The following is a 22,580-nucleotide window of genomic DNA, read 5'->3' on the forward strand; positions in this document are numbered from 1 at the left end:
CAAGGCAGCAGGACCAGCGTAGGCCCGCCCCGACCGGGTCGCGAGGCGAGCCGCCCGGCGGCCCGGCGGCGGGCAGCCGGCCCGCTCCCCACCCCTTCACATCCCGCCGCCGGGACCCTAGCCTGACGAGTCGTCAGATACCTTGCTCCTGGAGGCCCGTGATGCTGCTGCGAGGGAAGACCGTCATCGTCTCCGGGGTCGGGGCCGGGCTCGGGCACCAGGTCGCCGCCACCGTCGTCCGCGACGGCGGGAACGCCGTGCTCGGGGCGCGGACCGAGGCGAATCTGGCCAAGTCCGCCGCCGAGATCGACCCCGACGGGGCGCACACCGCCTACCTGCCCACCGACATCGCCGACGAGCGCCAGTGCGAGGCCCTCGCCGCCCTGGCGCGCGAGCGGTTCGGCCGGATCGACGCCGTCGTGCACGTCGCCGCCTGGGACTCGTACTTCGGCGGCCTGGAGGACGCCGACTTCGGCACCTGGCGGCAGATCCTCGACGTGAACCTGCTGGGAACCCTCCGGATGACCCGGGCCTGCCTGCCCGCGCTCAAGGAGAACGGCGGCTCCGTCGTCATCATCGGCACGCAGTCCGCCGTGGCCGCGCCGAGCGAGGTCCAGCAGGCCGCCTACGCCGCCTCCAAGGGCGCCCTGACCTCCGCCATGTACTCCATGGCCCGCGAGCTCGGCCCGCACCGGATCCGGGTCAACACCGTGCTGCCGGGCTGGATGTGGGGCCCGCCCGTGCAGGCCTTCGTCACCTTCACCGCCCACACCGAGAACGTCCCCGAGGCCGAGGTCCACGCCCGCCTGACCGAGCGCATGGCGCTGCCGGACCTCGCCTCCGACGGGGACGTGGCCGACGCCGCCGCCTTCCTCGCCTCCGACCGGGCGCGGTCGATAACCGGCCAGTCGCTGCTGGTCAACGCCGGTGAGCTGATGCGATGAGCATGCCGATGGCCGCCCCGTGCCCGTACGACCGGATCGTATGCTCGGCCCATGACCACTCCGAGTGACGCTCCGACCGAAAACGCGATGCGCCGCGCGCTGCGGCGGGCCCGCGACGGCGTCGCGCTCGACGCGACCGAGGCGGCCGTACTCCTCCAGGCACGCGGTGAGGCGCTCGACGACCTCACCGCCTCCGCCGCACGCGTAAGGGACTCCGGACTCGCCGCCGCCGGCCGGCCCGGTGTCATCACGTACTCGAAGAGCGTGTTCATCCCGCTGACCCGCCTGTGCCGCGACAAGTGCCACTACTGCACCTTCGCCACCGTCCCCGGCAAACTGCGCCGCGCCGGCCACGGGATGTACATGTCCCCGGACGAGGTCCTCGACATCGCCCGCCGCGGCGCGGCGCTCGGCTGCAAGGAAGCGCTCATCACCCTCGGGGACAAACCCGAGGACCGCTGGCCCGAAGCACGCGAGTGGCTCGAGGCCGAGGGTTACAACGACACCATCTCCTACGTCCGGGCCATCTCGATCCGGATCCTGGAGGAGACCGGCCTGCTCCCCCACCTGAACCCGGGCGTGATGTCCTGGGCCGACTTCCAGCGGCTCAAGCCCGTCGCCCCCTCCATGGGGATGATGCTGGAGACCACGGCCACCCGCCTGTGGTCCGAGCCGGGCGGCCCGCACCACGGCTCCCCCGACAAGGAGCCGGCGGTCCGGCTGCGCGTGCTGGAGGACGCCGGGCGGTCCTCGGTCCCCTTCACGAGCGGCCTGCTGATCGGCATCGGCGAGACGTACGAGGAGCGCGCGGAGTCCCTCTTCGCGCTGCGCCGGGTCGCCCGCTCCTACCACGGCATACAGGAGCTGATCATCCAGAACTTCCGCGCCAAGCCGGACACGGCCATGCGCGGGATGCCGGACGCGGAACTCGACGACCTCGTCGCCACGATCGCCGTGGCCCGGCACATCATGGGCCCCTCCGCCTGCCTGCAGGCGCCGCCGAACCTGGTCGACGGCGAGTACGCCCGCCTGATCGGCGCCGGGATCGACGACTGGGGCGGCGTCTCGCCGCTGACCCCCGACCACGTCAACCCCGAGCGCCCGTGGCCGCAGATCGACCTGCTGGCCGAGCGGTCCGCGGCGGCCGGTTTCGAGCTGCGGGAACGGCTCTGCGTCTACCCGGAGTTCGTACGGCGCGGCGAGCCCTGGCTGGACCCGCGGCTGCTGCCGCACGTACGGGCGCTGGCCGATCCGGACACGGGGCTGGCCGACGCCTCCGCCGAGGTCGTGGGTCGGCCGTGGCAGGAGCCGGACGAGGGGTTCGCCGCGTACGGGCGCACCGATCTGCACACCGCCATCGACACCGAGGGCCGCACCGGCGACCGCCGCGAGGACTTCGACCACGTCTACGGCGACTGGGACGCGCTGCGCGAGGCGGCCGCGCCCGGCATGGTGCCCGAGCGCATCGACACCGACGTACGGGCCGCGCTCGCGCAGGCCGCCGACGACCCGGCCCTGCTCACCGACCCCCAGGCCCTGGCCCTGCTGCACGCCGACGGGCCGGCCCTGGACGCCCTCTGCCGGATCGCCGACGACCTGCGGAAGTCGGTGGTCGGGGACGAGGTCACCTACATCGTCACGCGCAACATCAACTTCACGAACGTCTGCTACACCGGCTGCCGCTTCTGCGCCTTCGCCCAGCGCCGCACCGACGCCGACGCGTACACGCTCTCCCTGGACCAGGTCGCCGACCGGGCCGCCCAGGCCTGGGACGTGGGCGCGGTCGAGGTGTGCATGCAGGGCGGCATCCACCCGGACCTGCCCGGGACGGCGTACTTCGACATCGCGCGCGCGGTGAAGCGGCGCGTCCCCGGGATGCACGTGCACGCCTTCTCCCCGATGGAGGTCGTCAACGGGGCCACGCGGACGGGCATGTCCGTACGGGACTGGCTGACCGCCGCCAAGGAGGCCGGGCTCGACTCCGTCCCCGGCACGGCGGCGGAGATCCTCGACGACGAGGTGCGGTGGGTCCTGACCAAGGGCAAACTGCCGACGGCGGACTGGATCGAGGTCATCAGCACGGCGCACGAGCTCGGCATCCGGTCCTCGTCCACGATGATGTACGGGCACGTGGACCAGCCGCGGCACTGGCTCGGGCACTTCCGCACGCTGGCCCGGATCCAGCGCGGCGCCCTGTCCAAGGGCGTGGAGGGCTTCACGGAGTTCGTGACGCTGCCGTTCATCCACACCAACGCGCCCGTGTACCTGGCCGGCATCGCCCGGCCCGGGCCCACGGTCCGCGACAACCGGGCGGTCACGGCGATGGCGCGGCTGCTGCTCCACCCGTACATCCCGAACATCCAGACCAGCTGGGTGAAGCTGGGCGCGGAGGGCGCGGCCGAGATGCTCCGGTCCGGGGCCAACGACCTGGGCGGGACCCTGATGGAGGAGACGATCTCGCGGATGGCGGGGTCGGGTTACGGCTCGTACAAGTCGGTCCGGGACCTGGTGGCCGTCGCGGAGGCGGCGGGGCGGCCCGCGAAGGCCCGTACGACGCTGTACGGGGAGGTGCCGGCGGAGCGCCAGGACGCGGCCCGCGCCTCGGACGGGCACCTGCCGGATCTGCTGCCCGTCCTGGACTAGCGGAAGGAGCAACGGCAAAACGTGCCATCAGCCGGGGCGGCGGCCGAAAGTGTTCGCTTTCCGGCCTTTCTCCCCCTGCTAACGGGCCGCTTTGACGGGCCGCTTCCGGATTCGACCGAAGCTGTCCACTACAGTGCGCGCCAGTGCCGCCGCGGCGGCGGCCGCGGGCAGGGCCAGGGGGACGGTGAGGGCGATGGACGCGACAACGGGCGCGGGCACGGCGGCCATTGGCCCGGGGGCGGGGCACCCGACCGCGGGCCACGGCCTGACGCCCGCCCACGGCCCGGCGGAGCAGGCGTACAACAACCCGGCGGAGCCGGCGCACGGCCCGGGCCCGGGCCGTACCGCCCCAGCGCCGGCGACGGACGGCCGGGGCGTCGCGCACGCCCCCGGCGCGGACCCGGCGATGGACGGGCGCGGGACGCCGGGCCTCGTCGGCGGTCCGGGCACGGCCGAGGCGGGGGAGCCGGCCGGCGGGCACGGCGTGGCGGCGGGACCCGGCGGGCCGGATGCCGTGGGGCCGGGGCAGGCCGCGCACGGACACGGCGTCGCCCACGGGCGGGGCCCGGCCGCCGGGCGTCGGGGCGCTTCGCCCGCCACGGGGTTGTGGGGGCGGTTCGAGCAGCAGGACTTTCGGAGCCGGGTCCGCGGGACCCTCCTCGGCTCCGCCATCGGCGACGCCTTCGGCGCGTCCGTCGGCGCGCGCACCCTCGACGCCATCCGCGCAGTGCACGGCCCGCACGGCCTGACCACACCCCCCGCCACCCCCCTCACCGCCGCCACCCAGCTCACCCCGTTCACCGTGGACGGCCTCATACGGGCCCACGTACGCCGGGACACCGGCACCTGGCACCCGCCCACCGACATCCACCGCGCCTACCTCCGCTGGGCCGCCACCCAGCACGACTGGGGCCCCGACGAGCGCCGCGAGGACAACGGCTGGCTCGCGCGGCAGGAGTGGCTCTACGCCCGCCGCGGCCCCGACCGCGCCTGCCTGACCGGCTTCGCCGACGACATCCTCGGCACCCCCGCCCAGCCGAAGAACCCCACCGCCCGCAACGCGGCCGCCGCCACCCGCTCGGCGCCCTTCGGCCTGCTCGTCGGCTGGGAGCCGGCCCTGGTCCTCCAGCTCGCCGTCGAATGCGCCGCGCAGAGCCACGGCCACCCCGCCGCGTACCTCTCCGCCGGCGCCTTCGCCCTCGTCGTGCACGGCCTGACCCGCGGCGAGTCCCCGGACTCCGCCGTCCAGCGCGCCCTCGGCCAGCTCGGCAGCCGCCCCGGGCACCAGCCCGTCACCGACGCCCTCCAGCGCGCCCTGGCGGCCGTCACCCAGGGCGCGCCCGACCCCGCGACCGTGGAAACCCTCGCCGCCGGCGACGCCGAAGCCGCCCTCGCCGTGGCCGTCTACTGCGCGCTGGTCGCCGAAGACGTCCCGCACGGCCTGCGCCTCGCCGTGAACCACGGCGGGGACTCGGCCGCCGCCGGAGCCCTGTGCGGGGCACTCTTCGGCGCCCTGCACGGCGAGACCGCCCTCCCGGCCGCATGGCTCGCCGAGCTCGACGGCCGCGCCATCGTGCTGGAGCTCGCCGACGACTTCGCCCTGGAGATGACCCAGGGCCCCGCCCTCCACGGCCCCGCGGGCGCCTCCCCGGGCTGGCTGGCCCGCTACCCGCGCGGCTGATCCGGCGAACACCGGCCAGGACCGGCCAGGACCGGCGGACACCGCCGGACACCGGCTGACGCCCCCTCAACAATGGGGCCCCCAGCCCGTACCGTTGCGGTTCCCACGTCTCGGAGGCGCCAGAAGCCATGCGGATCGCCACGACCATCTTCCTCACCGACCGCACCGTCTCGCCCGTCCGCCTCGCGCGCAGCCTGGAGGAGCGGGGCTTCGCCGGCCTCTACCTCCCGGAGCACACCCACATCCCGGTGAGCCGCGAGAGCGCCGCCCCCATGGGCGGCGAGCTCCCCGAGATGTACGGACGCACCCTCGACCCGTTCGTGGCGCTCGGCCAGGCCGCCGCCGTGACCGAGCGGCTCCACCTCGGCACCGGCATCACGCTCGTGGCGCAGCACGACCCGATCGACCTCGCCAAGCAGATCGCCACCCTCGACCACCTCTCCGGCGGCCGCTTCACCCTCGGCATCGGCTACGGCTGGAACGTCGAGGAGGCCGCCGACCACGGCGTCGAATGGGGCACCCGCCGCGAGCTGGTCCGCGACCGGATGGCCCTGATGCGCGCCCTGTGGGCCCCGGAACCGACCGCGTACGTCGGCGAGTTCTCCTCCGTCCAGGCCAGCTCCGCCCACCCGAAGCCGGTCCAGGCGCCGCGCGAGCTCGGCCCCGGCGTCCCCCTGTACGGCCCCCGCACGCTGGTCGGCGGCCAGGCCGGCCCGAAGCTGTTCACGGCCATCGCCGACCACGCCGACGGCTGGCTGCCGATCGGCGGCGGCGGCCTCACCGAGTCCCTGCCGGTGCTGCGCCGGTTCTGGGAGACCGCCGGCCGCGACCCGAAGTCCCTCCAGGTGGTCCCGTACGCCGTCCGGCCCACCCCCGGCAAGATGGGCCACTACGCCGACCTCGGCATCGAGGAGGTCGTCCTCCAGCTCCCCTCGGCCCCGGAACCGGAGGTCCTGCGCGCCCTGGACGAGTTCGCCCAGTACCTCTGAAACAAGGGGACCCACTGAAGCGACACCTGCAAGCACGGCCCGCCGGTCCAGGGGCACGCATCGCGCTGGCGCCTGCGCGTCGGCGACTACCTCGTGGTCTACACCGTCGAGGACAACCGACTCATCATCTGGGTGCTGTCAGCGGGGCACCGGCGAGAGGTGTACCGCGACCGCTGAGGCCTGCCCTACGCAGTTCCGCCCACACCGTCTTGCCGACCAGGCGGTCCAAGACCCCCCAGTCGGCGGCGACGGCATCGACGATGCGGAGCCCGTAGCCCGTTTCGGCCTGGTACGCGTGCGGCTGTACGGCGGGCCGCCGGTCCCGGCGGGCGTCCGACACCTCGATGCGGAGCACCCCCTCCAACAGCGTCAAGCGCAGCTCGAAGTCCCGCCCGGGAACCCGGCCGTGGGTCACGGCGTTGGCGGCGAGCTCGGCCACGATGAGCCCGGCGTCAGCGGAGAGGGCGGTGGATTCGGGGACGCCCCAATCATGCAGCTCCACGAGGGCGAGCTGGCGGGCGAGGCGGGCCCCGCGCGGGGTGCAGCTGAAACGCTGAGTGAACGTGCGTACGAGGGCCCGGGCGTGGCCGGAGGGTGCGGTCATGGACTGAACCTCCCGCCTAACCAGGGAAGTTCCCAGCAGAGCGACTACTACTTTTCAACTGTAGTAGTCCACTCTCTGGACAGTGACAGTCACCGTGCGTGAGCCTGTCTGCGGGGAGGTGACCGCTGTGACGAGTGTCGACGAGAGCGGCGACGCCGAGGTGGAGCCGGACGACGACCTGCGGAACTTCGGCGAGACGATCAAGGCGTTCCGCAAACGGGCCGGCCTGACCCAGGAGCAGCTCCGGCCGCTGGTCGGGTACTCCGTCCAGTACGTGGCGTCGGTCGAGCAGGGCCGCCGCCACCCGTCCACGAAGTTCGTGGACAAGGCGGAGGAGGTGCTGGACGGGTTCGGCGTCATCCGCATCGCGGCGAAGAAGCTGTCGCGGCGGCGGGGGTTGGCGAGGTGGTTCCGCCGGTGGGCGGAGCTGGAGGAGGACGCGATCGCCCTCAACACGTACGAGTGCCGGTCGATACCGGGGCTGTTACAGACGGAGGCCTACGCGCGGGCCCAGATCCGGGACGTGCCGCCGCTGGCGACGCCGGAGGAGGCGGAGGCGCGCGTCACCTTCCGGCTGGCGCGCCAGGCGGTGCTCCGCAAGACCCCGTACGTCGCCTTCAGCTTCATCATCGAACAGGCGGTGATCGAGCGGCAGACGGGCGGACCGGAGGTGACGCGCGCGCTGATCGACCACCTGCTGGAGGTGGGGAAGCTGCCCAATGTGGACCTCCAGATCATGCCGATAATCAGCCCGGAGCACGCGGGCACCGACGGCCCCTTCTGCCTCCTAGAGTCCCGGGAGCACGAGTGGCTGGGCTACACCGAAGGTCCGCAGACGGGCCAGGTCATCTCTGGCCCGAAAGCCGTCAGCAGTCTCCATCAGCAATATGCCAAACTTCGCATCCAGGCTCTCAATCCTGCTGACAGCATGGGCCTGTTGATGCGAATGCGAGGATCCCTGTGAACAGCTCCGAGTTGCGGTGGTTCAAGAGCAGCTACAGCAGCAGCCAGGGCGACAACTGCGTCGAGGTCGCCCTCTCCTGGCACAAGTCCACGTACAGCGGCAGCCAGGGCGACGACTGCGTCGAGGTCGCCGCCTGTACGGAAGCCGTCCACGTCCGGGACTCCAAGGTGACGGCCGGTCCCGAGCTGGCCGTCACCCCCGGCGCCTGGGGCGTCTTCCTGGGCGGGGTCACGGCCGGCCGCTGAGCTACGCCTCGTAGGGGAACCGGGCGAGCGGGGTCTCGCGCTCGAAGAAGGTCTTGGCGCGGACCATCGCCCGCTCGTCGTCCCGCACCTGGCCGGGCCGGGAGCCGTTGCCGAGGAGTACCCCGCCGAAGCGCATCCCCATGTACGCGGCCGAGTGGTTGAGGCTGGTCACCAGCCCGTCGGCGACGACCTCCTCTTCGTGGGCCAGGACGGTGACCCCCCACAGGGTCCGGCCCGCCATCCGCTGCTTGAAGTCCAGGCCGGGCACCCGTAGCCAGCCCGCCCAGTAGTCGAGGTAGCGCTTGGTGTGCGCGGAGAGGGAGTACCAGTACAGGGGTGAGGCGATCACGATGTCGGTGGCCTCCAGCGTGGCCCGCCGCAGCTCCTCCTCGGTCTCCCCGACCGGCCAGGAGCCGCTCTCGTGCCGGCCGTCCTGGAAGTCGGGCAGCGGCACCTTCGTCAGATCCACCCAGCGCTGCGGGGTGCCGGCGGGCAGTTGCCCGGCGGCGGCGCGGGCCAGGATTTCGGTGTTGCCGTCGGGCCGGGAACTGCCGAGGACGAAGAGGAACGAGCGGTCCGTCGGGGTGGCTGAGTCGGTCGTCATGTCTGCTCCGGTCTCGGTCGGCGCTTACCTCGCGTGCAACTCCCCTGCCCTGGGCCCTATTCCGGCCCGTCCTTGCCCGTCCTACGCTTCCCTGCATGATCGATTCACGCACCCACATCCGCGTCGCCCGCCCGTCCCTCGACCTGAGCGCCGCCGAGCGGTTCTACGTCGAGGGACTCGGGCTCGAGGTCCAGTGGCGCAGCATCGGGGAGGGCGTGCCCGGGGAGCACGATCTGCTGATGGTCGGGCCCGCCGGGGGCGGCTGGCACTTCGAGCTGACGCATGACGCCGGGAATCCGGTCGCGCCCTCCCCGACCGTCGACGACCTCTTCGTCGTCTACCTGGGCGAGGCCCCCGACGAGGCCCTCGTCGAGCGCCTCGTCGCGCACGGCGGGACGCGGGTTCCCGCCCACAATCCGTATTGGGACGAGTGGGGGGTCACCGTCGCCGACCCCGACGGCTACCGCCTCGTGCTCTGCTCCCGCACCTGGGGCTGAGGCGGGGTCAGCGGACCTTCGGGGCGCTGGGGAGGCCGCCGGACAGGGCGTTGCCCGCGCCCGACAGGGAGGAGTCGGTGGCCTTGGTCGCGGAGCCGGCCGCCGCGGCGGTCACGCCCAGGGCGGTCTTGGTGTCCTGGACGGTCTGGCCGGGGTGGTCGACGATCTCGAGGACGCGCCCGGCGACCGGCGGCGCCTCGGCCGGCTCGTCGGCATGGGCGGCGACGGGGGTGAGTGCGAGGGCGGCCCCGCCGGAGAGGACCAGGGCGGAGAGGGTGCGCTTCATGGCGTTCATGCCCTGCCCAACGACCCCGCCACCGCCCGGGTCACCGCCCACTCCCCGCCGTTTCGCGCATCGGATGGCTCCGTGGCCGCCCGTCCGTGCCGCCACGCACCGCGGCCCCGGATCGGGGGGATCGATCCGGGGCCGCGGCGCTGACTCGGCAGGTGGCGTGGGGTGGGGTCAGTCCTCGACCACCAGGGAGGGGGTGGACTTCGTCAGGACCTCGCCGCGGAAGAAGGCGGGGCTGCGGCGTTCGGTGATGAACATGATCACCAGGCCGAGGGCCAGCAGGCCGACCCCGATGACGAAGACGTTGCCGACGCCCACACCGGGGAGGGTGGAGCCGGATCCGTAGGCCGGGTCGTAGGCGTCGTACAGGGTCTTGAAGAACACCGCGGCCAGCAGCAGGCCGCCCAGGACCGGGAAGACGCCCTTGAAGAACAGGTCGCGGGCGGAGCGGCGCAGCTCGGCGCGGAAGTACCAGACGCAGGCGAAGGCCGTCAGCGAGTAGTAGAAGCAGATCATCAGGCCGAGCGCGAAGATCGTGTCGGTCAGGACGTTCTCGCTGACCAGCGTCATGACGGTGTAGAACGCGCCGGTGGCGACGCCTGCCACGACCGTGGCGCGGCCGGGGGTCTTGAACCGCTCGTGGACCTTGGCGTAGGCGGGCGGCAGGGCCTCGTAGGTCGACATGGCGAGGACCGTGCGGGCGACCGGGATGAAGGTGGTCTGCAGGGAGGCGGCGGCCGAGGCCAGGACCGCGACGAAGAGCAGGATGCCGAGCGCCGGGCCCATCACCGGGCCGGCGAGGGCGGCGAAGACGTTGCCGGAGGTCTCCTCGTTGGCGAGGCCGAGGCCCTCGCCGCCGGCGCCGACGGCCATCTGGGCGGCGACGCCGGCGGCCAGGTAGGAGCCGACGAGGACGACCATGGCGATGAGGGAGGCCCGGCCCGGGGTCTTCGTGGAGCCGGTGGTCTCCTCGTTGGTGGCCAGGCAGGCGTCCCAGCCCCAGTACATGAAGATCGAGAGCGAGAGTCCGGCGGTGAAGGCCGCCATGGACTCGACCGCGAAGGGGTTCATCCAGGACCAGGAGAAGTCCAGGCCGGTGTCGAAGGTGCCGGCGGAGGCCTTCTGGAAGGCCATCGCGACGAAGACGGCGAGGACGACGAGCTGGAGGCCGACCAGCGCGTACTGGACGCCCTTGGTGGCCGTCATGCCGCGGTAGCTGATGGCGGTCGCGACGGCGATCAGGGTGAGGCAGGTGGCGATGTGGACGAGCTTGTTCTCGTCCAGGGCGGCGATCGACGGATTGCCCGTGATCTCGCCGGCCAGCAGCCAGAAGTAGGAGGTGGCGACGCCGGCCAGGTTGGAGAGCACGATGATCGTGGCGATCACCAGGCCCCAGCCGCACATCCAGCCGATCCGCGGGCCGAAGGCCTTGACGGTCCAGGTGAAGGAGGTGCCGCAGTCCGGCATGGCCTTGTTGAGCTCGCGGTAGGCGAAGGCGACCAGGAGCATCGGGAGGAACCCGGCGAGGAAGATCGCCGGCATCTGCACTCCGACCTCGCCGGCGGTGGAGCCGAGGGTCGATGTCAGGCAGTAAACGGGGGCGACGGTCGAGATGCCGATGACGGCGCTTCCCACCAGTCCGACGGACCCCTTGCCGAGGCCCTTGCCGCGAACATCGCCCTCGGCGACGCCGCTTACCGTGTCTCCGGCCTGAGGCCGAACGTCCAGCTGAGTCATGGGTCAGGACGTTAGATGCTGCGCATTCCACATACGGAGGACGGAAGTCCGGAGCCAAACCCCCCGGATTCCCTTTGATTCCTGAGATCTGCGCCGTTCACGAGTACGTAATACAAGGTTCACCGATCGATCCATCCGTGGTTCAGCAGGCATCCGGCCGACTCTTTCGCCATACGGAAACCGCAGCCATGTCCGTTTTGGGCGTTTCCAAAGTTTCCCTCGTGACTTTGTGGTGACCACCGGTAACCCGCTTCGGCCGGAGCGCGCATGGGCGAGACTGACCCCGTGCCCACGGCCGACGAACTCCTCAGCGCGCAAACCGTCAGCGACCTGGCCCGCCGGCTGGCCGACGCCGCCGGCCGCCGGACCTCGCCCGCCCTGCGCGCCCGCGCCGGGGCGCTCGACGGCCTGAGCTACAGCGCGCGCGTCGCCGCCGTCCGCGACGCCGTCCTCGCCGACCTCCCCGGCGACTGGCCCGCCTTCGAGGCCGTCGTCCGCACCGCGCTCGCCGACCCCGGCTTCGAAGGCTGGATGACCTTCCCCGTCAACGAGGCCGTCGCCGTGCGCGGCTTGGAGGTGTTCGAGCCCGGCCTCGCGCTGCTGCACGACCTCACCCCGCGGCTGACCGCCGAATCCGCCGTACGGCCCTTCCTGCGCGCCGACCCGGCCCGCGCCCTGGCCGTCGTACGGGGCTGGACCGCCGACCCCGACCCGCACGTACGCCGCCTCGCCTGCGAGGGCACCCGGCCGCGGCTGCCGTGGGCCCCGCAGCTGCCCGCGTTCGTCGCCGACCCGCGCCCGTCGCTGCCGGTGCTCGACGCCCTGTACGGCGACGAGTCCCCGTACGTCCGGCGGTCGGTCTCCAACCACCTCAACGACATCAGCCGCGACCACCCCGGGCTGGCGGTGGAGACCGCCGCCCGCTGGCTGGGCGAAGGCGGGGAGGCGTCCACGACGGATCGCGTCGTGCGGCACGGCCTGCGCACCCTGATCAAGGCCGGCCGGCCCGAGGCGCTGACCCTGCTCGGCCACTCCCCCGACGTCCCGGTCACGGTGGCGGGGCCGCTGGTCCGGACGCCCCGGATCGCCGTCGGCGACCACCTCGTCTTCGACTACGCCGTCACGAACACCGGCTCCGGCCCGGCCGAGCTGGTGGTGGACTACGTCGTCCACCACGCGAAGGCGAACGGCAGCCGCACCCCGAAGGTCTTCAAGCTCACCACCCGCGCCCTGGCCCCCGGTGAAACCCTCACCGGCACCAAGCGCCACTCCTTCAAGCCGATCACCACCCGCCGCTACCACTCCGGCGAGCACCTGGTGCAGCTGCAGGTCAACGGCCGGGTGCGGGGCGAGGCCGGATTCTCGTTGGACGCGTCCTGAACCGGTCTGGCAGGCACGCTCCCCCCAGGACCGTGCCGGGGCCCCGCCCCCACTCCCTGCCCCGCTACGCGGTCCAGACGATCGACTGGATCTCGCTGTAGGCGTGGAGCGCGTACGAGCCGACGTCCCGCCCCACCCCCGACCGCTTGAACCCGCCGAACGGCGCCTCCATGTTCCGCCCGATGGTGTTCACGCCCACCCCGCCGGAGCGCAGCCGCCGGGCCACCCGGAAGGCGCGGGCCGGGTCCCCGGACCAGACGTAGCTGATCAGCCCGAAGTCGGAGTCGTTGGCCAGGGCCACGGCCTCCTCCTCCGTGTCGAAGGGGACGACCACGACGACCGGGCCGAAGATCTCCTCGCGGACCACCCGCATGTCGTTGGTGCAGTCCACCAACAGGGTCGGGGCCACGTAGAAGCCCTTGCCGTCCGCGCGGACCGCCGGACGGTCGCCGCCCACCGCGATCCGGGCGCCCTCCTTGCGGCCCAGCTCCACGTAGGACTCCACCCGGTCGCGGTGGGCCGCCGAGATGACCGGGCCGACCACCGTGCCCTGCGCCGCCGGTTCGCCGACCTTCATGAAGGCCAGGTAGCCGGTCAGCTTCTCCACCAGCGCGTCGTGGACGGACCGGTGCACGATCACCCGGGTCGGGGCGGTGCAGATCTGGCCGGAGTAGAAGGAGAAGGTGGTGCCGATGCCCATCATCGCGGCGTCCAGGTCGGCGTCCTCGAAGACGATCGCCGCGCCCTTTCCGCCCAGCTCCATCAGCTGCCGTTTCATGGACCGGCCGCACACCTCGGCGATGCGCTGGCCGACCGCCGTGGAGCCGGTGAAGGACACCATGTCCACGTCCGGGGAGTCCACGGCCGCCTCGCCGACCGCCACCGACCGGCCGTTGACCACGTTCACCACACCGGCCGGCACGCCCGCCTCCGCGAGCGCCTGCGCCATCTTGAACACCGACAACGGGTCCTGCGGGGCCGGTTTGACCACCACGGTGTTGCCCATGGCCAGCGCCGGGGCGACCTTGCCCGCCGGGTTCGCCCACGGGTTGTTGTACGAGGTGATGCAGGTGACCACGCCGACCGGCTGGCGCACCTCCAGCGCTCCCAGCACGCCCGCCTTCCCCATCGGGCCGGCCTCCGTCACCTGCGGCGGCAGGCCCTTCTCCACGGGTTCGAGGGCGCCGCGCGCGTATCGCCGGAACCGGGCCGCGCCCACCCCGACCTGCATGCCGCGGGCGATGCCCGTCGGTGCGCCGGTCTCGGCCCGGGCGAGCGCGGTCCACGGCTCGTACTCGCGCTGGATGATGTCGGCGGCCCGGTCCAGGATCGCCGCCCGCTCCTGCGGCCGCGTACGGGACCACGCGCCGAAGGCCTCGGCCGCGGCGCGCGCCGCCTGCCGGACCTGCGCCGGTGACGCCTCGGGCGCGAGCCCGACCACCGACTCGTCGCCCGGGTCGACCACCTCGTAGTGGCCGCCCTGCGGCTCCACCCACTCGCCGCCGATGAAGAGCTTGCCGTCCACCTGCCCGCGCGCTCCGGTCACCTCGTGCTCACCGTCCTCGTGTCCCTGCCCGACCGGAGCACGATGCCCGGGATCGCGCCCGTCACTTCGTCGTCGCGGATGGTCTCCACGCCGTTGACCCGCACCGAGACGATCCCGACGGCCCGCGCGTCCAGCCGCGGGCTGTTCCCGGGCAGGTCGTGGACCAGGGTCGCCGGGCGGGCGTCGATGCGCTGCGGGTCGAAGAGCACCAGGTCGGCGTGGTAGCCCTCGGCGATCCGGCCGCGTTCGCGCAGCCCGAACAGCTGGGCGGGGTCGTCGGTGAGCATCCGTACCGCCTGCTCCAGCGGGACCAGCCTGCGCCCGCGCAGGCAGTCGCCGAGGAAGCGGGTCGTGTACGGGGCCCCGCACATGCGGTCCAGGTGCGCGCCCGCGTCGGAGCCGCCCAGCATGACGTCCTCGTGCTGCCAGGTCTCGGCGCGCAGGGCCCAGCTCGCCGGGTCGTTGTCGGTGGGCATCGGCCACAGCACCGTGCGCAGTTCGTCGTTGGCGCAGATCTCCACCAGGCACTGGAAGGCGTCCTGGCCGCGCCCGGCCGCGATGTCGCCGACCACGCGGCCGGAGAGGCCCTCGTTCTCCTTGCTGTAGGTGTCGCCGATGACGTAGCGGCCGAAGTCGGCGAGGCGCCGGAAGACCCCGGCCTCCTTGGAGTCGGCCCGCTCCAGCATCCCGGCGCGCACGGCGGGGTCGCGCAGCTTCGCGATCCGCTCGGGGACGGGCAGGCCGAGGATCTCGCCCCAGCCGGGGATGAGGTTGAGCGCGCAGAAGGTGCCGAGCGACATGTTCATGGGGGTGAGGATCGGCATGGTCAGGGCGACGATCCGGCCGCCGGCCTCGCGGGCGCGCTCGCTCGGGACGAGCTGGCGCGGGACCCGTTCCGGGACGGAGGCGTCGATGGTGAGGACGTTCCAGTTCAGGGGCCGGCCGGCGGCGGCGCTCATCTCGACGAAGAGGTCGATCTCCGCGTCGGAGAACTGGTCGAGGCAGCCCGCGACGATGGCTTCGAGCTGGGTGCCCTCGTGTTCGGCCACCGCCTTGGACAGGGCGAGGAGTTCGGCGGGCTTCGCGTGCCGGGAGGCGACGGGGGCGCCGGAGCCGTCGGAGTGGGTGGAGGACTGGGTGGTGGACAGGCCCCAGGCGCCGGCGCTCATGGCGTCGTGGAAGAGGTCGAGCATCTCCCGCATCTGCTCGGGGGTGGGCTGCCCGCCGACGGCGTCCTCGCCCATCACGTGGCGGCGCAGGGCGCAGTGGCCGACCATGAACCCGGCGTTGACGGCGATCCGTCCTTCGAGGGCGTCGAGGTACTCGCCGAAGGTGGACCAGGTCCAGTCGACGCCCTCCTCCAGGGCCTTGAGGGCCATGCCCTCGACCTTGCTCATCATGCGGCGGGTGTAGTCGGCGTCCTCGGGGCGGTCCGGGTGGAGCGGGGCCAGCGTGAAGCCGCAGTTGCCGCCCGCGACGGTGGTGACGCCGTGGTTCATGGAGGGGGTGGCGTACGGGTCCCAGAAGAGCTGGGCGTCGTAGTGCGTGTGGGGGTCGATGAAGCCGGGGGCCAGGACGAGGCCGGTGGCGTCCTCGGTGGTCCGCGCGGGCTCTTGTGCCGTGCCGGGGTCGGTGACGGCGACGATGCGGCCGTCGCGTATGCCGATGTCTGCGACGCGGGCGGGGGCGCCGGTGCCGTCCACGACGGTGGCGCCCTTGATCAGATGGTCGAGCATGACGTCCCTTCTGCCGGTGCGGTGTTCGGGTGCGGCGCCGCTCCCGGGGCTCCGCCCCGGACCGTCCCCCCAGACTCCGTCCGGGGGGACCCCCACCCCTCAAACGCCGGAGTGGCTGGATTTGCCGCGGCCGACCTTTGGCTGCATGCGGTCATGCCGCACGCAGCGGACGGCACCAGCCAAATCCAGCCCCGCCGGCGTTTGAGGCGCGGGGGTTCGGGGGCAGCGCCCCCGCAACGGCGCCGCACCCGTGGGGTGGGGCCTGGGCCCCGGCCGGAGGCCGCCCGACCGGGGCCGGTTCGGGGCGGCGGTCCGGGAAGACGCCGCCCCCCTTCCCCCGCCGGGTCAGACGGCCTGGCGGAAGCGCGTCGTCCGGTGGACCGGGTCCGTGTCGATCTCCGGGATCACGTGCTCGCCGATGAGCTTGATCGTGGTCATCGTGTCCTCGTACGACACCCCGGTCGGCAGGCCGAAGGAGAGCTGGTCCGCGCCGGCCTGCTCCCACCGCTTGCACTGCCGCAGGACCTCCGACGGGTCGCCGCAGATCAGCAGCTCCTCGGCGATCAGCAGCTCGATGATCTCCGCGTTGTACTCCGGCAGCAGCTCGGGCCACTGCGGGATGGCCTCCGGCCGCGGGAAGGTGTCGTGGTAGCGGAAGACCAGCGACTGGAAGCGGTTCATGTGGGCGTTGACCGCGATCTCGACGGCCTTGTCGTGGGTCTCGGCGCAGATCGCCGTCGAGGTGACCATGACGTTGTCGTTGACGAAGGCCCCGATGGCCTTGGCCTCCTGGATGGCCGTCTTGTACTGGTCGAGCACCCACTCCATGTCGGAGACCTTCTGCACGCTGAAGCCCAGCACGCCCAGGCCCTTCTTCGCCGCCATCGCGTACGAGGAGGGGGAGCCGGCGGCGTACCACATGGCCGGGTGCGCCTTGCCGTACGGCTTGGGGAAGACCTTGCGCGGCGGGAGCGACCAGTGTTTGCCCTGGAACCCCTCGTACTCCTCCTGGAGGAACATCTTGGGGAACTCCGCGATGGTCTCCTCCCAGATCTCCTTCGTGCCGTTCATGTCCTCGATGCCGGGCAGGAAGCCGAGTATCTCGTGGCTGCCCGCGCCGCGGCCGGTGCCGAACTCGAAGCGTCCCTTGGAGAGGTGGTCGAGCATGGCGACCTTCTCGGCCACCTTGACCGGGTGGTTCACCGGGGCGAGCGGGTTGAAGATGCCGGAGCCGAGGTGGATCCGCTCGGTGGCGTGCGCGAGGTATCCGAGGAAGACCTCGTTCGCCGACAGGTGCGAGTACTCCTCCAGGAAGTGGTGCTCGGAGGCCCAGGCGTACTTGAAGCCCGACTTGTCGGCCTGGATGACGTACTCGGTCTCCTCGATCAGCGCCTTGTGCTCTGCCTCGGGGTCGACCTTGGACCGTGACTCGGCCACGTATCCCTGCACGAAGAGCCCGAATTCCAAGGGAGTTCACCGTCCTTTGATTTCTGACGTTGCGTCAGATTCGATGTCCCGACTGTTCCACCGCCAGGGCCGGAGCGTCAATACCTGACGGACCATCAGATAGGTCTAGAGGATGCTCACACCCGCCATCCAGCCGCCGTCGATCACGAACGGCTGGCCGGTGATGTACGAGGAGTCCGTGCTGGTCAGGAACAGGGCCAGCCGCGCGACCTCCTCCGGCTGCCCGACCCGCCCCATCGGCACGACCCGCCTGTACAGCTCCGCCATCGCCTCGCGCGCCTCGTCCGACAGCCCAGCCGGATCCAGCAGGCCGGGATTGGCCATCGGGGTGTCCACGGCCCCCGGGCACATCGCGTTGACCCGGATCCCCTTGGCCGCCAGCTCCAGCGCGGCCACCCGGGTCAGGCCGAGGACGGCCGCCTTGGTGGCGGCGTACGTGCCGACGTACGCCATGCCCGTCAGGCCGGTGTACGAGGAGGTGTTGACGATCGTGCCGCCGCCCGCCGCCTCGATCTCGGGGGCGACCGACTTGATGCCGAGGAAGGCGCCCACCTGGTTGACCTGGACCACCTGCTGGAACTCCTCCAGCGGGGTCGCGGTCAGCTCGTTGAAGCGCAGGATGCCCGCGTTGTTGACCAGGCCGTCGACCGGGCCGAAGGCCTCCTTCGCCGCGGCTATCGCCCCCGCCCAGTCCTCCTCGCGGCTCACGTCGAGGCGTACGTAGCGGGCCCGGTCCTCGCCGATCTCCTTGGCCACGGCGGCACCCTGCTCGTCCAGCACGTCCCCGAGGAGCACCCTGGCGCCCTCGGCGGCGAAGAGGCGGGCCTCCTGCTCGCCCTGCCCGCGTGCGGCGCCCGTGATGATGACGACGCGCCCGTCCAGCTTTCCCATGCCGTACTCCCAGTCGCTCGTCGCCAGTGGTGGACCACCGGCCGCTAGTCGTTGAGGAGGGGGGCCACCTCGGCCCCGAAAGCGGTGATCTGGTCCACGAGCTCGGCGCGGTCGCGATTGCGGAAGCGGACCTGGATCTGGTCCACGCCGAGCGCCTTGTACTCCCGCAGGGACTCGGCGAGCGCCTCCGCCTTGCCGGTGAGGGCGCGGCGGCCGGTGTCCCAGCCGGGCTCGCCGACGTACAGCGCCTCGGTGATCGCGCCGAACTCGACGGGGCCGGCGACCCCGGCCCCGGCCCGCAGCTCCTTGATCCGGGCGATCTGCGCGGGGAGCTTCTCGCGCGGGTCGCCCTGCGGGAGCCAGCCGTCGCCGCGCAGCGCGGCCCGGCGGACCGCCGCGGGCGAGGAGCCGCCGACCCAGACGGGAATCCGCTCCTGGGCGGGCCGGGGCAGCTGGCCGAGGTCCTTGAAGGAGAACAGCTCGCCCTCGAACTCCGGGTACTCCTCGGGGCCGAGCGCGGCCCGCAGCGCGTCGAGGGTCTCGTCGAGGACGGCCCCGCGGCGGGCGAAGTCCACCCCGAGGACCTCGAACTCCTCCTGGACGTGCCCGGCGCCGACGCCGAGGATCAGCCGGCCGCCGGAGAGGTGGTCGAGGGTGGCGTACTGCTTGGCGCTGATCAGCGGGTGGCGCAGGCCCAGGATCGCGACGTGGCTGAGCAGGCGCACGTGCTCGGTGATGCCGGCGAGGAAGGACAGGGTGGCCACCGGGTCGTACCAGATGGTGCTCATGGGGCCGGCGAGCCGCCGCGGGATGGCCACGTGGTCGCAGGTGGCCACGTACCCGAAGCCGGCCCGGTCGGCGGCCCGCGCCACCTCGGCGAGATCGGCGGCGGTGGCCGTCGCCTCCCAGGGCTCGGCGTAGAGGGTGCTCTGGGACTGGACCGGGAGCTGCATCCCGTAGACCAGCCGACCTTCCGGAAACACGCGCGCCATGGCGGACCCGCCTCGCCTTCGTCTGCCGATTCGTCATATCGGTGCCGGCCCATCGTCGTAGCTGACGGGTCGTCAGGCAAGGGGTTCGGCCCGACTCCCACATGACGCGACAGCTGTGGGTACGGGTGCGCACCCGTACCCCTGGGGGGTGGAGAGGAGCACGCCGAGGCCCGACGCCCATATCCGTATCCCCGAGGAAGCCAGAGACAGACTCGCCGCCGTAGCCGCCGTGTACGCCCCCTCGTGCGCGCTCGTCGAGGCCGACCGGACCCGACCCGGTACGGCGGGGCACCTCGCCTCCCTGCCCGGCATCACGATCCTCGACCTGGACCTGCCCGCCGCCCTGGCTGTCGCCCGCCAGGAAACCTGGGCCGCTGCCCAGAGCCGATACGCGGCCCGGCCCACAGCCGACCGCCCGGACGGAGCGGTCGTCGCCACCACGTCCCCCAAGCGGTGGGAGGGCGAGCCGGTCCGGATCCTGGACCTCACTCCGTGACCGGCGGCGGCCGGATCCGGTGGGTCGGCCGTCAGAAGCCTTCGGGGCCCATCACGATGACCGGTTTCGCCGCCGGGTCGAGGGCCTGCAGGACCTTCTTCATCGCGTCCTTCGGGATGCCGACGCAGCCCTGCGAGGGGCCGTCGTGGTCCACGTGGAGCCAGATGTTGCCGCCCTTGCGCTCACCCTCCGGCTTGACCGGGTCGAGGGGCGAGTTCCCCGGCCTGCGGTTGAAGTCGATGGCGACGACGTAGTCGAAGGAGCCCGCCAGCGACTCCCCGTTCACCCCGCGCCCCGTGGCGACGAACGCGCGGTCCTTGTCGTACGGAAGCCGGGTGCCGGGCGGCGGCGGCAGCAGGCCGCCCGCGTCGGTGAGCGCGAAGACGCCCTGCGGGGAGGTCAGGTCCCCGTACGTGCGCTCCGTGGACCAGCCCTTCGCCCCGTTGCGGGCCGGCCAGCTCTCGCCCCGCACCCAGTCGGCGCCGGCCGCGGGCCTCGTGTAGAACGCGGCGGTGGACTCCGAGGAGTCCCCCGCCTTGCCGATGACCAGGACGAGCTGGCGGGAGTCGGCCGGGATCTTCGCCAGGGTCTGCTCGCTGATGCCGGTCAGCCCGTGGAGGGGGGCCCGGGGAGCGGCCGCGGGGGCGTCCTTGGGGGCGGCGTCCCGGCGGGCGTCGCGCGCCGCGCGGTCCGCGGCCGGGGGGCGGGAGTCGGCGCTCGCCTGCGACGAGGTGCCGACGGCCTTCTCGTCGAGGGCGTACAACCAGCCCGCCGCGAAGGTCAGCAGGCCGACGGTGGCGGCGAGGGCCACGCGCCGGGACGTGGGCGAGGACGTACGAGTGCGTCCCTGACGAGGCGTCCGCGACGGACGCAGCGTGCGGGGGCGGACTCGGCGGTGCTTGCTCATTGAACCGACCGTACATCAGCGGCCCTTCACCGCGGCTGAACGCTGCCCTGCCGCCGGGAGTGTGCCACCGGGAAGCGGACCCGGACGGTCAGCCCGCCGTCCGGCGCCGGGTTGGCCCGCGCCGTCAGTTCCGCCTCGTGCGCGCGGGCGACCGAGGCGGCGATCGACAGCCCGAGACCCGCCCCCTCACCTGCGGTGTGCTGCCGTTCCGCGCGCCGCCGGAAGGGCTCCAAGAGCCTTGGCACATCGGCCGGGTCTATCACCGGGCCCGTGTTGGACACCGTCAGATCCCCCTCGGCGGAGGTGGCCAGCGTCAACCGGCCGCCCGCGCGGTTGTGACGTACGGCATTGGCCAGCAGGTTGCGGACCAGGTGTCCCAGCAAGGTCCGATCCCCCGTCACGGTCAGCGGAGCCAGGGCGCGTTCCACCGTCAGGCCCTGCTGCGGGCAGTCCGCCAGCTCGGCGGCGGCCAGCGCGGCGAGGTCCACCCGCTCGGTGGACTCCAGCCCCTCCTGCGACACCGCGAGCAGCAGCAGCGATTCGATGAGGTGCTCGCTGGAGTCCGCCACGCCGATCAGCCGCTCGCGGATCCGGGCGACCCGCTCCGGTGACGGGTCCCCGGCCAGCCCGATCTCGGCCGCCGCCCGCTGCACGGCGAGCGGGGTGCGCAGCTCGTGCGCCGCGTTCGCCGCGAACCGCCGCTGGGCGGCGACCAGGTGCTCCATCCGGCCCAGCATCGCGTCGAAGGTGTCGGCGAGCTCCTTGAGCTCGCCGGGCGGGGCGTCGAGGGCGATCCGCTCGTCCAGGTTCTCGCCGGACAGCCGCCGCGCGGTCCCGGTGATCACGGCGAGCGGGCGCAGCACCCGGCCGGCCATCCACCAGGCCGGCCAGATCGACAGCACGGCGAAGACGGCGAGGGCGATGAGCGAGACGATCAGCAGCCGGTGCTGGGTCGCCTCGGTGACGGCGCCCGTCAGGTTCTGGGTGAGGGCGTACACGCGCAACTGCTCCGGTGTGGGCGCCTCGCCCGGGGCCATGGACTGGGCGGGTACGGGGCTGCGGCCGGGGTCCACGTCCACCCGTTCGCCCAGGCGCAGTGCGGGGCTGACGGTGCTCACGGCCCCGCTGACGCTCGCGTACAGCCCCTGGCCGAGCAGGACGTAGACCAGGGCCACCAGGCCGCCGCCCGCCAGGAGGAGCAGGGACCCGTACAGGGCGGTGAGCCGGCCGCGCTCGGTGCGCAGGACACCGCGGGCGAACGCGGTCACCGGGCCGCGATCCGGTAGCCCGCGCCCGGCACGGTCTCGATGAGCGGCGGCTCGCCCAGCTTGGCGCGGAGCTTGCTGAGCGTGACGCGGACGGCGTTGGTGGAGTAGCTGGTGTCCTCCTCCCAGACGTCCTCGATGAGGTCGTCGTTGCTGACCACCGCGCCCTCGGCGCGCAGCAGCGCCTCCAGGACGGCGAACTCCTTGCGGGACAGCGCGAGCCGGCGTCCGTCGCGGGTGGCGCCGCGGCGGGCGGTGTCGACGGCGACTCCGGCGCGTTCGAGCACGGGCGGCAGGGCGGGGCGGGCGCGCCGGCCCAGGGCGAGGACGCGGGCGAGGAGCTCGTCGTAGGCGAAGGGCTTGGTGAGGTAGTCGTCGGCGCCCAGGCCCAGGCCCTCGACCCGGTCGCGCACGGTCCCGGACGCGGTCAGCATCAGGACGCGGGTCAGCAGCCGCTCGCGCACCACCTGGCGGCAGACCTCGTCGCCGTGCAGGCCGGGCAGGTCGCGGTCCAGGACGAGCACGTCGTAGGAGCCCAGCCGCAGGCGCTCCAGGGCCTCGAGGCCGTCGCCGGCCTCGTCCACGGCCAGCGCGTCGCGGCGCAGCCCCTCGGCGATCATCTCCCGGAGGAATTCCTCGTCCTCCACCACCAGTACGCGCATGGCGTCCTCTCTACCCGAGAGCGGCATTTCGGCGTTGT

General features: G+C 72.8%; 21 protein-coding genes. 9 read left to right on the plus strand and 12 right to left on the minus strand.

Features of this window, described 5'->3' with window-relative positions; translation table 11 throughout:
- Positions 1-161 precede the first annotated feature (161 nt).
- The 4 genes from BGK67_RS15685 (at position 162) to BGK67_RS15700 (ending at position 6,257) form a co-directional block, all read left to right on the plus strand.
- The gene (locus BGK67_RS15685) at positions 162-944 is read left to right on the plus strand and encodes an SDR family oxidoreductase (protein WP_208948705.1); all 783 of its coding nucleotides are present in this window, start codon (positions 162-164) and stop codon (positions 942-944) included.
- 51 nt (positions 945-995) lie between these two features.
- Entirely contained in the window at positions 996-3,587 is a 2,592-nt protein-coding gene (locus BGK67_RS15690) for a bifunctional FO biosynthesis protein CofGH (RefSeq protein WP_069920673.1), read from the plus strand.
- 604 nt (positions 3,588-4,191) lie between these two features.
- Complete coding sequence (locus tag BGK67_RS15695; protein ID WP_069923892.1) at positions 4,192-5,268, plus strand: ADP-ribosylglycohydrolase family protein; 1,077 nt, start codon at positions 4,192-4,194, stop codon at positions 5,266-5,268.
- 128 nt (positions 5,269-5,396) lie between these two features.
- Entirely contained in the window at positions 5,397-6,257 is an 861-nt protein-coding gene (locus BGK67_RS15700) for a TIGR03619 family F420-dependent LLM class oxidoreductase (RefSeq protein WP_069920674.1), read from the plus strand.
- 124 nt (positions 6,258-6,381) lie between these two features.
- Here the strand turns inward: BGK67_RS15700 and BGK67_RS15705 are convergent, their stop codons facing one another.
- Positions 6,382-6,861, minus strand: a complete 480-nt coding sequence (locus tag BGK67_RS15705) for an ATP-binding protein (RefSeq protein ID WP_069920675.1) — start codon at positions 6,859-6,861, stop codon at positions 6,382-6,384.
- 127 nt (positions 6,862-6,988) lie between these two features.
- Between BGK67_RS15705 and BGK67_RS15710 the strand changes: the two genes are divergently transcribed.
- Both BGK67_RS15710 and BGK67_RS15715 read left to right on the plus strand, forming a co-directional pair.
- Positions 6,989-7,825 (plus strand): helix-turn-helix domain-containing protein, encoded by an 837-nt coding sequence (locus BGK67_RS15710; protein WP_244291224.1) that lies wholly within the window; start codon positions 6,989-6,991, stop codon positions 7,823-7,825.
- The gene (locus BGK67_RS15715; RefSeq protein ID WP_069920676.1) at positions 7,822-8,070 is read left to right on the plus strand and encodes a DUF397 domain-containing protein; all 249 of its coding nucleotides are present in this window, start codon (positions 7,822-7,824) and stop codon (positions 8,068-8,070) included. Before BGK67_RS15710 ends, BGK67_RS15715 begins: the two co-directional genes overlap by 4 nt.
- A 1-nt stretch (position 8,071) precedes the next feature.
- Here BGK67_RS15715 and BGK67_RS15720 read toward each other — a convergent pair whose 3' ends face one another.
- On the minus strand, positions 8,072-8,674 hold the full coding sequence (locus BGK67_RS15720; protein ID WP_069920677.1) for a flavodoxin family protein: 603 nt from the start codon (positions 8,672-8,674) through the stop codon (positions 8,072-8,074).
- 95 nt (positions 8,675-8,769) lie between these two features.
- On the opposite strand from BGK67_RS15720, the gene BGK67_RS15725 reads away from it, so the two are divergent.
- Complete coding sequence (locus BGK67_RS15725) at positions 8,770-9,171, plus strand: VOC family protein (RefSeq protein WP_069920678.1); 402 nt, start codon at positions 8,770-8,772, stop codon at positions 9,169-9,171.
- A 7-nt stretch (positions 9,172-9,178) separates the two neighbouring features.
- On the opposite strand, the gene BGK67_RS15730 is transcribed toward BGK67_RS15725, so the two are convergent.
- Both BGK67_RS15730 and BGK67_RS15735 read right to left on the minus strand, forming a co-directional pair.
- The gene (locus tag BGK67_RS15730; RefSeq protein ID WP_069920679.1) at positions 9,179-9,466 is read right to left on the minus strand and encodes a hypothetical protein; all 288 of its coding nucleotides are present in this window, start codon (positions 9,464-9,466) and stop codon (positions 9,179-9,181) included.
- A 168-nt stretch (positions 9,467-9,634) separates the two neighbouring features.
- Positions 9,635-11,200 (minus strand): APC family permease, encoded by a 1,566-nt coding sequence (locus tag BGK67_RS15735; RefSeq protein WP_069920680.1) that lies wholly within the window; start codon positions 11,198-11,200, stop codon positions 9,635-9,637.
- Positions 11,201-11,467: 267 nt separating this feature from the next.
- On the opposite strand from BGK67_RS15735, the gene BGK67_RS15740 reads away from it, so the two are divergent.
- Positions 11,468-12,580 (plus strand): DNA alkylation repair protein, encoded by a 1,113-nt coding sequence (locus BGK67_RS15740; protein WP_244291225.1) that lies wholly within the window; start codon positions 11,468-11,470, stop codon positions 12,578-12,580.
- 64 nt (positions 12,581-12,644) lie between these two features.
- On the opposite strand, the gene BGK67_RS15745 is transcribed toward BGK67_RS15740, so the two are convergent.
- The 5 genes from BGK67_RS15745 to BGK67_RS15765 form a co-directional block, all read right to left on the minus strand.
- Positions 12,645-14,126: an aldehyde dehydrogenase family protein gene (locus BGK67_RS15745; RefSeq protein WP_244291226.1), complete on the minus strand. Its 1,482-nt coding sequence runs from the start codon at positions 14,124-14,126 to the stop codon at positions 12,645-12,647.
- Positions 14,123-15,862: an N-acyl-D-amino-acid deacylase family protein gene (locus BGK67_RS15750; protein WP_069920681.1), complete on the minus strand. Its 1,740-nt coding sequence runs from the start codon at positions 15,860-15,862 to the stop codon at positions 14,123-14,125. The genes BGK67_RS15745 and BGK67_RS15750 overlap by 4 nt, the downstream gene beginning before the upstream one ends.
- A gap of 345 nt (positions 15,863-16,207) precedes the next feature.
- Positions 16,208-17,329 carry an LLM class flavin-dependent oxidoreductase gene (locus tag BGK67_RS15755; RefSeq protein ID WP_069920682.1) on the minus strand — a complete coding sequence of 374 codons (1,122 nt, stop codon included), beginning with the start codon at positions 17,327-17,329 and terminating at the stop codon, positions 16,208-16,210.
- Positions 17,330-17,434: 105 nt separating this feature from the next.
- Positions 17,435-18,220: an SDR family NAD(P)-dependent oxidoreductase gene (locus tag BGK67_RS15760; RefSeq protein WP_069920683.1), complete on the minus strand. Its 786-nt coding sequence runs from the start codon at positions 18,218-18,220 to the stop codon at positions 17,435-17,437.
- 44 nt (positions 18,221-18,264) lie between these two features.
- The gene (locus BGK67_RS15765) at positions 18,265-19,212 is read right to left on the minus strand and encodes an LLM class F420-dependent oxidoreductase (protein WP_208948707.1); all 948 of its coding nucleotides are present in this window, start codon (positions 19,210-19,212) and stop codon (positions 18,265-18,267) included.
- Positions 19,213-19,393: 181 nt separating this feature from the next.
- Here BGK67_RS15765 and BGK67_RS15770 point away from each other — a divergent pair, with 181 nt between their 5' ends.
- Positions 19,394-19,708: a PIN domain-containing protein gene (locus BGK67_RS15770; protein WP_069923897.1), complete on the plus strand. Its 315-nt coding sequence runs from the start codon at positions 19,394-19,396 to the stop codon at positions 19,706-19,708.
- Positions 19,709-19,739: 31 nt separating this feature from the next.
- On the opposite strand, the gene BGK67_RS15775 is transcribed toward BGK67_RS15770, so the two are convergent.
- The 3 genes from BGK67_RS15775 to BGK67_RS15785 are packed head-to-tail and all read right to left on the minus strand — an operon-like array spanning position 19,740 to position 22,542.
- Complete coding sequence (locus tag BGK67_RS15775; protein ID WP_244291227.1) at positions 19,740-20,615, minus strand: hypothetical protein; 876 nt, start codon at positions 20,613-20,615, stop codon at positions 19,740-19,742.
- Between the two features lie 26 nt (positions 20,616-20,641).
- On the minus strand, positions 20,642-21,883 hold the full coding sequence (locus BGK67_RS15780; protein ID WP_244291228.1) for a sensor histidine kinase: 1,242 nt from the start codon (positions 21,881-21,883) through the stop codon (positions 20,642-20,644).
- On the minus strand, positions 21,880-22,542 hold the full coding sequence (locus BGK67_RS15785; RefSeq protein ID WP_069920685.1) for a response regulator transcription factor: 663 nt from the start codon (positions 22,540-22,542) through the stop codon (positions 21,880-21,882). Before BGK67_RS15785 ends, BGK67_RS15780 begins: the two co-directional genes overlap by 4 nt.
- Positions 22,543-22,580 lie beyond the last annotated feature (38 nt).

This window comes from Streptomyces subrutilus (genome assembly GCF_001746425.1).
Lineage (GTDB): Bacteria > Actinomycetota > Actinomycetes > Streptomycetales > Streptomycetaceae > Streptomyces > Streptomyces subrutilus_A.